The following is a 14,737-nucleotide window of genomic DNA, read 5'->3' as shown; positions in this document are numbered from 1 at the left end:
AAGGCTTACCTTACACAGACGGGAGGGTGGGTCCGACCACGGTCCGGCGCCCACTACGCTCGAGCCATGCGCCGGACCATCGTCTCCCTCGTCGACGACCTCGACGGCACGGAGGCCGCGGAGACGGTCACCTTCGGGATCGACGGTGACACCTTCGAGATCGACCTCTCCGAGGCCCACGCCGAGGCACTCCGCTCGACGCTGGACGCGTGGGTGGAGAAGGCACGGCGCGCCGGCGACGAACGACGGACGCACACCGGACCCACGCGCCTGACGACGGTGCTTCCCGCCGTGGGCGAGTCCCGCAACGCGCTGATCCGCGCCTGGGCGGCCGAGGTGGGGCACCACGCACCCGCGAGGGGACGCATCCCGCAGTCGGTCGTCTCCGCGTACGACGCCGCCCACCGGTAGCCGCCGGCTCCGCCCTCCGGCGTCTCACGTCGCGGGGCGGTCGTGGTACTCCTGCTCCGTCATCCGCTTGCCGTGGACCCAGTACTGCACGCTGCCGTCCTCGGCCTCGACGGCCGGCCCGTCGAGCCGGTGCAGCCGCGCTGCCGTGAAGTAGAGCGTGTCCCCGCGGGCGACGATCACCTTGTCGTAGCCGCCGGTGGGGTGTGGGGTTCCGCTTCTCCAGTCGGGCTGCGACGTCACGGTGCTGGGGTCTCCGGATCTGTGGGGTCGAACGGTCAGGGCTGCCTCGTGGTCCACGGTACTGCGAGCACCGCACACGAGAGGCCCCGCCCCGCGAGCGCGGAACGGGGCCTCTCGGTGGACCGTCAGCTGTAGGAGGGCGCGCTGCCGACGGCCTTGGGCGACGGGCCGTACTGGTTGTCGCCGTGGCTGTCCTGGACCGCGAAGACGATCAGGACGATGGCGCCCACGAACGGGACGAGGCCGATGAGGATCCACCAGGCGCTACGGCTCGTGTCGTGCAGGCGACGAGCCATGACCGCGAGGTTGGGCAGGAGCAGGGCGAGCGCGACGATGCCGGACAGGACGCCGACCTGACCCGGCTTCGCACCCATCGCCTGGTCGATGACATTGGCGATGATGCCGACGATGGCCGCCGCCAGCGCCCAGAACCAGTACTCGGAGCGACGGGCGCGGCCGGAGAAGGTGGCGTACTTGGACAGGACGGTCTTGATGGCGTCGACGAACGACACGAGTTGCCTCCAGATATGGAAGGTGGGTCACCGCGGCTGCGGAGCGGCGCCGATGGGCGCGACGGTACCCAACCACGTGCAGGCCTCGCGTGGGGCGTTTTCGACACCGTGTCTTTGCTGCGACTCGTCGACGACCCGCGGGCGCCCCTGAGCCGCAGGCCGGTTCAGTGGCTCTCGCGGCCCGACTGCTGGCGCGACAGGCCGTCGCGAAGCTCGGCCAGAGGCACGTCGGCGGCCAGGGAGTCGGTGACGAGCTCGGCCTGCGTCCGCGGCGACATGCCGTCGATGGGCTGGTCCCGGTCGAGGTTCGTCGGGAACGCGTAGCCCTCGGCGCTCGCGGCGACGACGTTGGCGACCTCGCGCGGCGGCATCCCGGCGGCACGGGCCGCCACGAGGGCCGGGTGGACGGCCTCCACGACGCGCGCCCGGTCGACGGTCTCCATCGCCCGACCGAACGCCGAGCTGACCTGCAGCAGGTTCGCCATGCGGCGCACGTCGGTCGTGTGGTTGGTGCCGGCAGCATGCAGGAGTGCGGGGTTGAAGAACACGGCGTCCCCGGCCGAGAGCGGCAGCTGCACGTGGTGGGCCACGAAGTACGCCTGGAACTCGGGCTGCTGGTAGGCGACGTAGCCGTGCGTGTACTTCTGGCTGTGCGGCAGGTAGAGCGTCGGCCCGGACTCGACGGGCATGTCGACGTGGGCGACGGCGCCCTGCAGCGTCAGCACCTGCGAGAGGGCGTGCACGTGCGCCGGGTACCGCGCGCACGTCTCGGCCGACTGGAAGCCGAGGTGGTAGTCGCGGTGCACCGTCTGGCCGGCGCCGCCGGGGTTGACGAGGTTGAGCTGCGAGGTGACCTGGTAGCCCGGGCCGAGCCAGGCCTGCGCGGCGAGCGCGAGGGCGTCGTTGGCGTAGTAGTCGACGAAGGCCCCGGGGTCGGCCACGGCGAGCTTCTCGAGGGCGTTCCAGATGCGGTCGTTCGCTCCAGGCTTGGCGAAGTGGTCGCCGGCAGCCGTGCCGCTCGCGCGCTGCTCGGCGATCATCCGCTCGAAGGCGGCGGTCGCGCGGTCGAGGGGCTCGGCCCCGAAAGCGCCTGCCAGCACGACGATTCCGGGCCCGTCGGAGAGGGCTCGCGCGAGCTCGGCCTGCACGTCGCCCCTCGTCGCGTCGTCCGCGGCCGTATGCCGGAGGGTGGCCCAGTCGTAGACGAGGACCTCCTGCTCGACCCGGGTCGCGTGCGGGTAGTCGGCGAGGTCGGTCGTCTCGTCGAGCACGGCGAGCAGGTCGGACAGCCGAGCGTCCTCGGGACGGATCCAGCCGGTGCGTGCGCTGGTCGGCGTGATGGTCATGGTGCCCTCCTCGGGCGGATCGACGGTGATCAGGGGTGATCGGTAGTGGTGCGGGTGGGCCTGCACCGCAGGTGCGGTCGTGGCCAGTGCCTCAAGGATGCGGTCGGAGCGGTGGTCGTCGAGGGACCGGAAGACCTCAGAAACACCTCAGTGGAAGGGGTGTCCGGACTACTCTCGTGCGCATGGCCCCGCACCGAACCAGGTCGCACCGTGTGCGCGACATCGCCGAGCAGTCCGGCCTGTCGGAGGCGACGATCGACCGGGTGCTCCACGGCCGTCCGGGGGCGAGCGCCCGGGCCGTGCGCGCGGTCGAGCAGGCCGTGCTCGACCTCGACCGCCAGCAGACCCAGCTTCGGCTCGCGGCACGGACCCTCCTGCTCGACGTCGTGGTCCAGGCACCGTCGCGCTTCAGCTCGGCCGTCCGCGCCGCCCTCGAGGACGAGCTGCCGGCCCTGCGACCCGCTACGGTGCGAGCGCGCTTCCACCTGCGCGAGAACGCCGACGTGGACGCCGCCGTCGAGGTCCTCGACGGCCTCGGTCGTCGAGGACGGGTCTGCCACGGCGTCGTGCTCAAGGCACCCGACGACCCCGCCGTGGCGTCCGCCGTGGCGCGCCTCGCCGCACGCGGCATCCCGGTCGTCACGCTCGTCACCGACCTGCATGACAGCGCACGGGTCGCCTACGTCGGGCTCGACAACGCCGCGGCCGGCGCCACGGCCGCCTACCTCGTGTCGCAGGTGCTCGGCGACCGGCCCGGCGACGTGCTGCTCACGCTGAGCCGGTCGTTCTTCTTCGGTGAGCGCGAGCGGGCCGACGCCTTCACGGCCACCCTCTCCCGCCTCGACCCCGACCGGCGCGTCCACACGATCTCCGACAGCGACGGGCTCGACGCCACGATGGGCGCCCTGATCGCCGATCTGCTCCGCTCGCAGCCGGACGTGCGTGCGGTCTACTCGGTCGGCGGCGGCAACCGCGCCATCGCCGGTGCGTTCACCACGGCCGGCCTCACGCCGGTCGTCTTCGTCGCCCACGACCTCGACGAGGACAACCTCGACCTGCTGCGCTCCGGGGTGCTCACCGCCGTGCTGCACCACGACCTCCACGCGGACATGCGGGCCGGCGTGCGCCAGGTCATGCGCGCCCACCGCCTCGTGCCCGGCGCCCCCACCTCGGTCGCGGCCCACGTCGAGGTCGTGACGGCATACAACATCCCTCCGCGGATCCACGCCCACTGACGACCGGCGCGGGCGGGCTGCGGTACTGAGGGCTTATTGAGGGGTTCGGCCGGCGCCACGCCGCCGCGAGGAGCCCCACGCTGGGGTCATCAACCGGGACCACGACGTCCTCGGTCGCCTCGGCGGATCGGGTGCGCGGGGTCGTGGCACTCGCACCCGCCCCGAGGAGAACCCATGCGCCTTGGCCTGATCGGTCTCGGTCGAATCGGCTCGTTCCACGCCGACACCCTGTCCCGGCTGCCCGCCGTCGACTCCCTCGTCGTGACGGACGTCGTCCCGGCCGCGACGAGAGCCGTCGCGGAGCGGGTCGGCGCCGACGTGGCCGACTCGCCCGCGAGCCTCTTGGCCGGCGGTGTCGACGCCATCGTCATCGCCGCGGCCACCGACGCGCACACCGAGCTGATCCGGGCCGGCGTCGAGGCAGGGGTGCCGGTCTTCTGCGAGAAGCCGTTGTCGGGCGACCTCGCCGAGGCCGTGGCGATCGCCCGCCACGTGACCGAACGCGGGACACCGGTGCAGGTCGGCTACCCGCGCCGCTTCGACCCCGCCTTCAGCGCCGCCCGGTCCGCTGTCGAGTCCGGCGAGCTCGGCTGGGTCCACACGGTGCGGTCGACCACGCTGGACCCGTCGCCCGCACCGCGCGCGTACATCGAGACCTCCGGCGGGATCTTCCGCGACTGCAGCGTGCACGACTTCGACACCGTCCGCTGGGTGACCGGCCGGGAGGTCGTCGAGGTGTACGCCACCGGGAGCGCACGGGGCGCGGACTTCTTCGCCGAGCTCGGCGACGTCGCCACGGCGGCCACCCTGCTGACCTTCGACGACGGCGCCACCGCGGTCGTGTCGAACACCCGCTACAACCCGCGCGGCTACGACGTGCGCCTCGAGCTGCACGGGACCGAGGACAGCGTCGCAGCCGGGTGGAGCGACACGACTCCCCTGCGCAACCTCGAGCCGGGAGCGACCTGGCCCGCCGGACCGCCGGCCACCTTCTTCATGGACCGGCTCACGGCTGCCTTCCGCGCCGAGCTGCAGGCGTTCACGGATGTCGTTGCGGGAGAGCGGAGCTCGCCGTGCACGGTCGATGACGCCCTCGCCGTGGCCTACATCGCCGAAGCCGCCGCCCTGTCCCTGCGCGAGCACCGCCCCGTGCGGATCGACGAGGTCCGGCTCCCATGACGGGCTCGACCGGCGAGATGCCGGCCACGGAGCCGCTGCGCCTCGGCATCCTCGGGGCCGCACGCATCACCGAGCTCGCCCTCGTGAAACCCGCGAGGATCACCGGTGCCCGACTCGTCGCCGTCGCCGCTCGCGACCGCTCCAGGGCCAGCGCGTTCGCGCAGGCCCATGGCGTCGAACGGGTCCACGACTCCTACCTCGACGTCATCGAGGACCCCGAGGTGGAGGTGGTCTACAACCCGCTGGCCAACAGCCTCCACGGGCCGTGGAACCTCTCCACGCTGGGCGCCGGCAAGCACGTCTTCACCGAGAAGCCGTCCGCGAGCAACGCGGCCGAGGCCGAGACCGTCGCTGCGGCCGCGCGCCGGAGCGACCGACAGTTCTTCGAGGGCTTCCACTACCTCTGGCACCCACTCGTCGCGCGACTCCACGCCATCCTCGCGAGCGGCGAGATCGGCGAGCTGCGACACGTCGAGACCGTCATGGACATGCCGGCTCCCGCTCCGTCAGACCCTCGATGGTCCTTCGAGCTCGGCGGCGGGGCCCTCATGGACCTCGGCTGCTACAGCCTGCACACCCTGCGCCTGCTCGCCCCGTTCGCCGGCGGCGAGCCTGCTCTGGTCAGCGCGACCGGCGGTGAGCGGAGCGGTCACCCGGGGGTCGACGAGTGGCTCACCGCGGAGCTGGAGTTCCCCGACGGCGTCACCGGGACCGCCGGCTGCAGCATGGCGAGCGACCACCACGAGATGAGCCATCGCCTCGTCGGCACCGCCGGCGAGGCGGTCATCACCGACTTCGTCAACCCCCACCACGACGACCGGCTCGTCGTCACCACCGCAGCCGGCACCCGCACCGAGCACCTCGGTCGACGCTCCTCGTACACCTACCAGCTCGAGGCCCTCACGACGGCGATCCGCACCGGCACCCCGGCCCGTCCCGACGCCGACGACGCCGTGCTGACGATGCGCCTCATCGACCAGTGCTACGAGGCGGTGGGCCTGGGCCCCCGACCCACGCACGTCGACCCCGAGAGGGCCGTCCGATGACGTCCCGATCCGCACCCGACGACCTCCTCGCCACGTGCTGGACGAGTGCCGGGGACGCCGCCTCCGACCGCGCCGACCTGCGCAGCCCGCTCACCCTGCGCGAGCGCGTCGAGGCCGCGTCGGCCGCCGGGTACCCAGGCTTCGGCCTCCTCTCCGACGACCTCCCTGCGGCCGTGACGGCATACGGCCTCAAGGGGATTCGCGCCCTGCTCACCGACAGCGGGATCACCCACCTCGAGCTGGAGGGCATCCCGTACTGGTGGGACGATGGAGCCCACCGACACGAGTCCGACCGCGTGCGCCGGGCACTCCTCGAGGCCGCGGAGACCTTGGGTGCCCGCCACCTCAAGGTCACCCCCGACGGCGACAACGCGCCGTGGGACCGCAGCCTCTGGGCTGCACGGTTCGCCGAGCTCGCCGCCCAGGCGCAGGACGTGGGCGCCCGCCTCGGGATCGAGTTCTTCCCGTGGTCCAACGTCGCATCGCTCGAGGAGGGGCTGCGACTGGTCACCGAGGCCGGGCACCCGGCGGGCGGCGTCATCATCGACACCTGGCACATCGCCCGCGCCGGGACGCCACCGTCGGACCTGGCGACGGTGCCGCTCGAACGCATCATCGGGGTCGAGCTGAACGACGCGGACCCACAGGTGGTCGGCTCCCTCTTCGAGGACACCGTCCACCGCCGCCGGTACTGCGGCGAGGGCAGCTTCGACCTCGCGGGCATGATCGCGGCCCTGAGGTCCGCCGGCTGGGCCGGGCCGTGGGGTGTCGAGATCCTCTCCGACGAGCACCGGTCGCTGCCGGTCGGTGCGGCGCTTCTGCGCGCCGCCACCAGCGCCCGCCGCGCGCTCGAGACGGCGCGTGCGCCGACCTCGTGACGCGGACTCAGCCGCCGACTGCCCCGTTGGAGCCGGTCTGGACGCAGCGGAAGGGCTTTTGCCCGTCTGCTCCGTGGTAGACGTACTCCTCGGCCCCGGCACGCAACACGATGCGATAGCCGTCGACCAGCGCCTGCGTGTACGAGTAGCCCGGCTTGGGACAGCCGAGCGAGCCGTCGGGCCACGTGACCCGCTCGTGGGTGACCACGTCGATGTCGGCAGGGTCGACGCCTGTCAGGGCAGCGAGATCAGCGATCGCGAGAGCCTCGGGGTCGACACCGCTCGTGGGTTCGGCGGCCCGGGGGGTGCTCGTGGCATCCGCCGCGCCGCCGGATCCGTCGCTGACGGCGCAGCCGGAGGTCGCGACGACGACAAGGAGAGCCAGGGCAGTCAATCCGAAGCGGGACACGTCTCCTCCTCTGCGGCCGTCGGTGTCAGTGTCCGGGTGGTGCCGATGATCTGTCTACCGTGGGCGATCGCTCCGGCGAATCAGTCCTCGCTGGACGGCCACGGCCACCGCGGCGGTTCGTGAGTCCACGTCGAGCTTGGCGAAGATGTGCACGAGGTGTGACTTGACGGTGGCCTGGGACACGAAGAGCTCGGACGCGATCTGTTGGTTCGACCTGCCCGCCGCCACGAGGACCAACACATCGGTCTCCCGGGTGCTCAATGCCTGTGACGGGATGCGGATCCGCTCGATGAGGCGGCCGGCGATGGCGGGCGCGAGGGCCGACTGCCCCGCTGCGGCCGTACGCACGGCCGCACTGAGCTCATCCGGTGGAGCGTCCTTGAGCAGGTAGCCGCAGGCGCCTGCCTCGACGGCAGCGATGATGTCGGCGTCGGTGTCGTAGGTGGTCAGGATGATGACGCGTGGAGCGGCCGGCGCCATGGTGATCTGCCGGGTCGCGGCGCTGCCACTCAGGCCGGTGCCGAACTGGAGGTCCATCAGGACGACGTCGATGTCACCGCGGCCGGCACGCTCGACCGCAGCCTCTGCGGTGTCGACGTCGTCGACGACCGCGATGTCCGGCTCGGACTCCAGGACGGCGCGCAGTCCCGCGCGCACCACCGGATGGTCGTCGGCAAGAAGGAGACGGATCGCAGTCACTGGCGCTCACCGGTGGCTGGGGTCGCGCTGACCCGGTCGAGATGAACCGATACCGCTGTGCCGCGGCCGGGTTGGGACTCGACCGTCAGCGTGCCGCCGAGCTCGGCAGTCCGAGAGCGCATGGACCCGAGGCCATAGCCCCCACTGCCGGGCTTGTCGGCGGCGGGCGCGTCGGTGGCGAAGCCGATCCCGTTGTCGACGATGTCGAGGGTCACCTCGCTGTCCATGATGGTCAGGGTGACATCGGCGCGGGTGGCTCGCGAGTGCTGCGCGGCGTTACCGAGCGCGCCCTGGGCGATCCGGAGCAGGGCGACCTCCACGGGCTTGGCCACGGCGGTCGCCGGACCCTCGTCGTGGAAGACGACGTCGATGCCGGTCCGGGAGGCGGTCGTGTCGCACAGTCGCTGCAGAGCCGCCGGCAGGGTTGAGCTTTCGAGGTCGCCCGGGGTCAGGGCGCGGACGACGCGGCGGGCCTCTGCCAGGTTGTCCTTCGCGGCGACGCGGGCCTGCTCGACGAGGACCGCCGCCCGGGCCGGGTCGACCTCGCGGTCGGGGTCCAGGGAGCGGGAGGCCGCTTGCAGGAGCAGCTGGATGCTGGACAGGCCTTGGGCGAGGGTGTCGTGGATCTCCCGAGCCAGGCGTTCTCGCTCGTCGAGAACGCCCGCACGGTGTTGGGCGGCGGCCAGCTCGGTGCGGGTGCGGTCGAGCTCGACGATCAGCTGCCGTCGCTGCTCCGACTCGGCCTGCAACGCCTGGTAGCCGAAGACGGTGGCGATCGGGACAACGGCTCCCAGCACGGGTCCGATCGCCATTGCAGCCGTGAACGTCTCCTGGTGCCAGCCGAACCCGGCGACCGACACCAGGGTCACGACGGCGACTGCTGCGAGCCCTTGCCGCGGCGGCAGGAGGTGCAGCAGCAGCAAGAACCAGGGGAACGCCAGGTAGACGGCCTCCGGGGTCAGGATCAGCAGGGCGACCCAGGCCGAGAGCAACAGCGCGAGCCAGGCGCCGGCCGCGAGCTGGGACCCGGCGACGACCGCCGACCTGGCTCCGACCGCATAGACGACTCCCACGAGAGCAGCGAATGCCACGACCCACGGCCAGCCGGGAGCCTGGTCGGAGGCGCTGCGCCCGGCCACGAGGACGAGCAGTGCGCCGACCAGCAGGTGCAACCCCGCTCGCAGCAGGGCCGGCACCGGGGTCGGTTCCCACCGGCGGGTGGCCGCATCGTGATGGGGCTGGCTCCGGGCACCGTGGATCATGTCGCTGGAGAGCCTATGGCGCCGACGCGAGGTGGCGCATCCATCAAAGGGTTGAACGGCCACTGCATCTCTTGATCGCGCGGATCCGTACTCACGCCCGATGCCGCGAGCGTGCGGATCGAGGAACGTTGCCTGTGGCGCCGCAACCGCGGCGCGCCGGTCATCCGAGCGCTGGAGCCCACGGGCGGGCGTGCACGAGCCGGGACACCGTGGAAAGGAAGCCACCGGCGTGTTCGTCGCCATCCGAGATCTCCGCCATGCCAAGGGGCGGTTCGCGCTGATGGGGGCCGTCGTCACCCTCATCACCATGCTCGTTGTCCTGCTGTCCGGCCTGACCGCCGGACTCGCGCGGGGCAACACCTCCGCCATCACCGACCTGCCCGCCGACCACCTCGTGTTCTCAGCCCCGGCCGAGGGACAGAAGCTGGCCTTCACCGAGTCCTCGATCACCCCCTCCGTCCAGCAGGAGTGGGCCTCCGTGGACGGCGTGGTCAGCGCCGATCCGGTCCGCATCGCGATGACCCGTGCCAGCGGGAGCGGGAGCGGGAGCGGGAGCGGGAGCGGGCGCAGCGCCGCTGTAGCGGTGTTCGCCGTCCCGGCCGGTTCCGCGCTGGCACCGCGAGTCGGCACCGACCGGGTCGTCCTGTCCTCGAAGGCCGCCGCCTCGCTCGAGGTCGCCGCGGGTGACCAGATCGAGCTGACGGGTCAGCTCGTCACCGTGGAGGCCGTCTCCGGCGATGACGAGTTCTCGCACGCCCCGGTGATCTGGGCGGCCACCGAGAACGCGCCATCCTCCGGGCTGACGCCGGGCAACGCCACCGTCATCGCCCTCACCACCACCGGCGGAGCCGATCTCGCCGCCGCCGACCAAGCCCTCGGTACCCGCACCCTCACGGTGGCCGAGTCGCTCTCCGGGATCGGCTCCTACACCTCCGAGAACGGGTCCCTGCAGCTCATGCGCGTCCTGCTGTTCGCGATCTCCGCCCTGGTCATCGGCGCCTTCTTCACGGTCTGGACCGTCCAGCGCAGCGGCGAGATCGCCATCCTCAAGGCCGTCGGTGCCTCCACGGGCTACCTGCTCAAGGACGCACTCGGTCAGGCGCTGGCGCTGCTCGCCATCGGCACGGCCCTCGGCACCGCAGCCGCGTCCGCGATCGGGGCAGCCATCAGAGCCTTCGCCGGCACCGCCGTCCCGTTCGTCCTGGCCCTGCCCACCCTGCTGTTCCCCAGCGCGGTGATGATCCTGCTCGGCCTCGTCGGTGCGGCGGTCTCGCTGCGCACCGTCACCTCCGTCGACCCCCTCACTGCCCTGGGAAGTGCACGATGACCCTCCACATCGACGACGTCACCCTCACCTACCCGGACGGCGAGCAGCGCCTCACCGCCCTCGACCACGTCAGTCTCACCGCCGAACCCGGCACCCTCACCGCGATCGTCGGGCCTTCCGGCTCAGGCAAGTCCAGCCTGCTCGCTGTGGCGGCCACACTGATCACCCCCGACTCCGGGCGCGTCCTGCTCAACGGGCGCGACCTCGCCCAGCTCAGTCGCACCGAGACCGCGAAGGCGCGACGGGAGGGGATCGGCATCGTGTTCCAGACCTCCAACCTGCTTGCCTCACTCACGGCCCTGGACCAGCTGCTCGTGATCGCCCACATCGCCGGGAGGGACATCGATGCCGCCCGGATCCAGGCCATGGACCTGCTTGGCGCGGTGGGACTCGTCCCCCAGGCAGACAAGCGCCCCAGCCAGCTCTCCGGCGGACAACGTCAACGTGTCACGATCGCTCGAGGCCTGATGAACCAGCCGTCCCTGCTGCTGGTCGATGAACCCACGAGCGCCCTGGACCGCCACCGCGGAGAGGCCGTGCTCGACCTGCTGCGTGAGCTGACCACCGACCGCAACCTCACGACGGTGATGGTCACCCACGACCACGAGCACCTCGCCACCGCCGACGCGGTCATCGAGCTCACCGACGGCAGGATCGCGACTCTCGCGGACGGTGATGCGGTTGAACCGGGCGTCGTTGCCATCGCGTCCACACGATGATCCGATCACGGGGGCGCCGGCACCTCATGACGGGCTGGGTCACGTGGCACACCATCCGTTCGCTGAACGGCCACTGGTGCCCGGCCGTGAAGCAGGCGACGATGACGCCATGGCGAAGTCTGGGGGTGGCCCGCGGTTCTTCAGGCGTCGCGGTGACGAGCTGACCGTGAAGGACGGCGAGGGCAACAAGCACCACGCAACCCTCGAGCGCGTCGACGCGGACACGACCCAGGAGGACGGCTCGTTCGTGCTCGGCTACTGCAAGAGCTGCGACTGGACGGGCCCCGCGCGACGAGCCCGCGACAAGGCCCGCAAGGACGCGCTCGCGCACGCCGACGACTGCCCCAGCAAGGGCAAGGTGCGTCTCGGCGTCAGCGAGGAGGACCTCCGCTAGGTCGACGACCACGAGGACGACCGCGCGCGGACGACCGCGCGGTCCCTCAGCCGGGCCCGTGGCGCACCAGCCAGCGCAGCTCGCTGCGGTGCTGGAGCCCGAGCTTCGCGAGCACCGAGGCGACGTGCGTCTTCACGGTCGCGGTGCCGATGTCGAGGGCGGCCGCGATCCCTGCGTTGCCCGGGTCGCCGTCCGGGCCGATGACGAGGGCGACGACCTCCCGCTCCCGCGCGGACAGCCCCTCGAGCGGGTCGGTCACCGGACTCCTCCCGCGGGCCGTCTCGGCGCGGCCGCCGAGACGGGTCATGAGGGCAGCCTGCACCTCGAAGCAGCGTCGGCTGAGCAGGGCGAGCCGGTCGCGAGCGCCGTCGTCTGCGTCCGGCGGCAGCTCCTCGGCCGTCTCCTCGATGTCGAGCGCCAGGCGGGTCAGCGCCGAGGACGCCTGGTTGACCGCCATCAGGGTGCCGGCACGCCCGTCGTCCGAGAGCTCCGGGTAGACCGCCCCGAGGTTGAGACGCCGACCCGGGCTGGCCGCATGGATCCGGTCGAGCACCAGCGCCGCGAGCCAGGTCAGCGCCGTCACGACCTCGTCGGTCATGACGTCCGGGGTGTCCGACAACGCACCCAACAGGCCCACCACCCCGTCGACGCCGAGCATCGGCACGACGACGGCGTCGGCGGAGAGCTGCCCGTCGCCGAACCGCACTCCCCGGTTGAGCAGGGCACCACCGTCGTCCCGGTAGCGATAGGGCCGGTGCGAGGCGAGCACCCAGGCCACGACCCCGCTCGGGCCGTAGGCAAGCGTTCCGGTCTCGAGGTAGCGCCCGTTGCTGAAGACGTACGGGTAGGACAGCTCGCGGTCCTGCTCGTGCACGAGGGCGACGTAGAAGTCGTCGAGTCTGGTGATGGCCCCGACGGCCGCCCGGCAGGCGTCGTAGACGGTGAAGACGTCGCTGCGGTCCGCCTCGTGCATGACCTGGTCGGCATGGCGCAGGGCCCGGATCGTCAGGTCGCTGAGCGTCATCGTGCACCCCCTCCTGCAACGCGCTCGTCCCACCTCGGGCGAGGTGGCCACCGTAGAACGCCCTCGACCCGCGTGCGGCCGCTTTCACGCAGGTCGGCTCCGCCGGCGAACGACCCGCCCACTCCCCCTCCGGCGGATACCCCGCGGCCACGCCAGGGCTGATAGTGGGCATGGCCGGTCGATGGCTCGCAGGTCACCGACGGCCCGGATCAGGGGTTCCATCCGGTTGCGCGACGGCACGGGTCGGTCAGGGGGTATGCCGCAGCGCACCGGCTCGTCCGGCCGTCGAGTGCCGCGATCGCCCCGGTCCCCGGCCTCGTGGAGGGGCGCCGGGGACCGGGGCACCGCTGGCTTCGGAGACACCTGGCCTCCGGTCGGCCCGACCGGACAGCCGTCGCGGCCACGACGGCCGGGGTCGCGAGGCGGGGTCTCAGTAGCGCTCGTCCTTGCGCAACGCCGGCGGTCGCCCGTCGGGATCCTGGATCACGTCGAGCGGGAGCGTGGCCCAACGCCGCTGCCGGGCCGTGAGCTGCGGCAGAGGCAGCCGGCGCAGCCGCCCCGGCGGTCGCGACCCGTGGCTCCCGGCGGCAAGCCACGCGTCGAGCCGCGCGGCATGGTCGGCATAGACCTCGACCATGTCGGCAGGATCCAGGCAGTCGCCCATCGTCGCCTCGAGGCCGCGGTCGCGCACGTCGTCGAGCCGGTCGAGGTGCTCGGCGGCAAGGGTGAGACGCAGGTCGCGGGCGTAGGACTCGTCGAGCACGACGGCCGTGAGCTCCGAGTCGTGCGTCCAGGAGCGACGGCTGAAGTTGTCGGAGCCGGTGCTCGCCCACGTGTCGTCGACGATGCAGACCTTCGCGTGGACGTAGACGGGGACGTCGGCGTGGTTCACCAGGCCGTACGCCGTCACGCGGCCGGGAGCGACCTCCGTCAGCCGCCCGATCGCGCGGTGACGGCCGAGCAGCTGCGGCACGCGGTTGACACCGGCCAGGTCGGGGACCAGCGGGATGACGACGACCACGTGGAGGTCCGGCTGCCTCCGGAGCTGCTCGTCGAAGACCCGCGCGACGTCATGCCCCCAGAAGTACTGGTCCTCGACGTAGACGAGGCGCTCGGCCCGCCGGACTGCCTTGGCGTAGCCGCGGGCGACGCTGCGTTCTCCACCCCTGGCGAAGGGATAGTCGCGGCCCCGGCCCAGGTCGGGGTAGGTCCGCAGGAGCTGCACGACGTGGTCACCTGCGAGCGGCGGCGGAGGCCACTGTCCGGGAAGGCGGGCGGGCGTGCTGTCCAGGCCGCGAGCCCTGTCGGCCAGCCGACGCCACGGAGCGCGCGACAGCGGGGCCGGGTCGCCCCAACGCTCCCTGAACACCGTCTCCACGTCGTGGACCGCCGGCCCCTGGATCGCCACCTGGACGTCGTGCCACGGCGGGCGTGGGCCGTACTCCTCGCTGAGGGGCTGGGGCTGCGGATCACCCTGGTGCGTGGCGTCATCGCGCCGGTTGTGGGCCACGTCGATACCGCCGACGAAGGCCACGTCGCGGCCTGGGTCCTGGTGGTGGCGGATCACGACGAACTTCTGGTGGTGGGACCCGCCGGCGCGCACCCGCATGTCGAGCAGCACCTCGGCGCCCCGGCGCTGCAGCTGCTCACCGAGGTGGCGGTTCTCGGTCGCGAAGAATCCGGTCTGGTCGACGTGCGACCGCCACACCAGCCCGCGGACGACGACCCCGCGCCGGTCCGCGCGTGCGAGCACCTCGACCACCTCGCTGCCGGGCTCCCCGGTGAGCCGTTCGTCGGCATCGCCCTGCCAGTCGGTGAAGAGGACCAGGTCACCCGGCCCCGTCGCCTCCACCGCGTCGTACAGCTCTCGGAAGTACGTCGCGCCGTGGATGAGCGGACGGACGTGGTTGCCCTCGGACCAGGCCAAAGGGCCGTGCAGGTCGTCCACCCGGGTGGAGGGGTTGCCCCGCTCGGCCCGGGTCAGCAACCAGTCAGCAGGGTCGGTCATGCTCCGAGCATGCCGCACTCACGACGCCGGAGGGCCGGCGTCGCGGGC

The 14,737-nt window shown here is 72.1% G+C and carries 16 protein-coding genes; 8 read left to right on the top strand and 8 right to left on the bottom strand.

What is annotated here, in order from left to right; translation table 11 throughout:
• Nucleotides 1-66: 66 nt before the first annotated feature.
• Nucleotides 67-411 carry an Lsr2 family protein gene (locus ASD90_RS05225; protein ID WP_056752513.1) on the top strand — a complete coding sequence of 115 codons (345 nt, stop codon included), beginning with the start codon at nucleotides 67-69 and terminating at the stop codon, nucleotides 409-411.
• A 24-nt stretch (nucleotides 412-435) separates the two neighbouring features.
• Here ASD90_RS05225 and ASD90_RS23360 read toward each other — a convergent pair whose 3' ends face one another.
• From ASD90_RS23360 to ASD90_RS05215, 3 genes are all read right to left on the bottom strand, one after another.
• Nucleotides 436-651 (bottom strand): hypothetical protein, encoded by a 216-nt coding sequence (locus ASD90_RS23360; protein WP_157610718.1) that lies wholly within the window; start codon nucleotides 649-651, stop codon nucleotides 436-438.
• 125 nt (nucleotides 652-776) lie between these two features.
• The gene (locus ASD90_RS05220; protein WP_056752510.1) at nucleotides 777-1,163 is read right to left on the bottom strand and encodes a DUF805 domain-containing protein; all 387 of its coding nucleotides are present in this window, start codon (nucleotides 1,161-1,163) and stop codon (nucleotides 777-779) included.
• Between the two features lie 164 nt (nucleotides 1,164-1,327).
• Complete coding sequence (locus ASD90_RS05215; RefSeq protein ID WP_056754459.1) at nucleotides 1,328-2,509, bottom strand: phytanoyl-CoA dioxygenase family protein; 1,182 nt, start codon at nucleotides 2,507-2,509, stop codon at nucleotides 1,328-1,330.
• Nucleotides 2,510-2,691: 182 nt separating this feature from the next.
• Here ASD90_RS05215 and ASD90_RS05210 point away from each other — a divergent pair, with 182 nt between their 5' ends.
• From ASD90_RS05210 to ASD90_RS05195, 4 genes are all read left to right on the top strand, one after another.
• The gene (locus tag ASD90_RS05210) at nucleotides 2,692-3,744 is read left to right on the top strand and encodes a LacI family DNA-binding transcriptional regulator (RefSeq protein WP_056752506.1); all 1,053 of its coding nucleotides are present in this window, start codon (nucleotides 2,692-2,694) and stop codon (nucleotides 3,742-3,744) included.
• A 174-nt stretch (nucleotides 3,745-3,918) separates the two neighbouring features.
• Entirely contained in the window at nucleotides 3,919-4,923 is a 1,005-nt protein-coding gene (locus ASD90_RS05205; RefSeq protein WP_056752501.1) for a Gfo/Idh/MocA family oxidoreductase, read from the top strand.
• Entirely contained in the window at nucleotides 4,920-5,969 is a 1,050-nt protein-coding gene (locus tag ASD90_RS05200) for a Gfo/Idh/MocA family protein (protein WP_056752498.1), read from the top strand. The genes ASD90_RS05205 and ASD90_RS05200 overlap by 4 nt, the downstream gene beginning before the upstream one ends.
• A complete protein-coding gene (locus tag ASD90_RS05195; RefSeq protein ID WP_056752496.1) occupies nucleotides 5,966-6,847 on the top strand; it encodes a sugar phosphate isomerase/epimerase in 882 nt (293 codons plus the stop codon). Before ASD90_RS05200 ends, ASD90_RS05195 begins: the two co-directional genes overlap by 4 nt.
• A gap of 7 nt (nucleotides 6,848-6,854) precedes the next feature.
• Here the strand turns inward: ASD90_RS05195 and ASD90_RS05190 are convergent, their stop codons facing one another.
• From ASD90_RS05190 to ASD90_RS05180, 3 genes are read right to left on the bottom strand one after another with little or no spacing between them, the layout of a single operon-like run.
• Nucleotides 6,855-7,256: a hypothetical protein gene (locus tag ASD90_RS05190; protein ID WP_056752493.1), complete on the bottom strand. Its 402-nt coding sequence runs from the start codon at nucleotides 7,254-7,256 to the stop codon at nucleotides 6,855-6,857.
• 54 nt (nucleotides 7,257-7,310) lie between these two features.
• Entirely contained in the window at nucleotides 7,311-7,946 is a 636-nt protein-coding gene (locus ASD90_RS05185) for a response regulator transcription factor (RefSeq protein ID WP_200958573.1), read from the bottom strand.
• Between the two features lie 5 nt (nucleotides 7,947-7,951).
• The gene (locus ASD90_RS05180; RefSeq protein WP_082588490.1) at nucleotides 7,952-9,217 is read right to left on the bottom strand and encodes a sensor histidine kinase; all 1,266 of its coding nucleotides are present in this window, start codon (nucleotides 9,215-9,217) and stop codon (nucleotides 7,952-7,954) included.
• A 229-nt stretch (nucleotides 9,218-9,446) separates the two neighbouring features.
• Here ASD90_RS05180 and ASD90_RS05175 point away from each other — a divergent pair, with 229 nt between their 5' ends.
• From ASD90_RS05175 to ASD90_RS05165, 3 genes are all read left to right on the top strand, one after another.
• Nucleotides 9,447-10,544: an ABC transporter permease gene (locus ASD90_RS05175; RefSeq protein ID WP_056752483.1), complete on the top strand. Its 1,098-nt coding sequence runs from the start codon at nucleotides 9,447-9,449 to the stop codon at nucleotides 10,542-10,544.
• Entirely contained in the window at nucleotides 10,541-11,263 is a 723-nt protein-coding gene (locus ASD90_RS05170; RefSeq protein ID WP_056752480.1) for an ABC transporter ATP-binding protein, read from the top strand. Before ASD90_RS05175 ends, ASD90_RS05170 begins: the two co-directional genes overlap by 4 nt.
• Nucleotides 11,264-11,372: 109 nt before the next feature.
• The gene (locus ASD90_RS05165; protein WP_056752476.1) at nucleotides 11,373-11,657 is read left to right on the top strand and encodes a hypothetical protein; all 285 of its coding nucleotides are present in this window, start codon (nucleotides 11,373-11,375) and stop codon (nucleotides 11,655-11,657) included.
• 46 nt (nucleotides 11,658-11,703) lie between these two features.
• On the opposite strand, the gene ASD90_RS24200 is transcribed toward ASD90_RS05165, so the two are convergent.
• Nucleotides 11,704-12,681 (bottom strand): LuxR C-terminal-related transcriptional regulator, encoded by a 978-nt coding sequence (locus ASD90_RS24200; RefSeq protein ID WP_056752473.1) that lies wholly within the window; start codon nucleotides 12,679-12,681, stop codon nucleotides 11,704-11,706.
• A 430-nt stretch (nucleotides 12,682-13,111) separates the two neighbouring features.
• Nucleotides 13,112-14,689, bottom strand: a complete 1,578-nt coding sequence (locus tag ASD90_RS05155; protein WP_056752471.1) for a phosphatidylserine/phosphatidylglycerophosphate/cardiolipin synthase family protein — start codon at nucleotides 14,687-14,689, stop codon at nucleotides 13,112-13,114.
• Nucleotides 14,690-14,737 lie beyond the last annotated feature (48 nt).

It is taken from the genome of Terrabacter sp. Root181, from assembly GCF_001428505.1.
GTDB lineage: Bacteria > Actinomycetota > Actinomycetes > Actinomycetales > Dermatophilaceae > Terrabacter.
The sequence above is the reverse complement of the archived record's forward strand: the minus strand, read 5'-3'. Positions and strand labels throughout refer to the sequence as shown.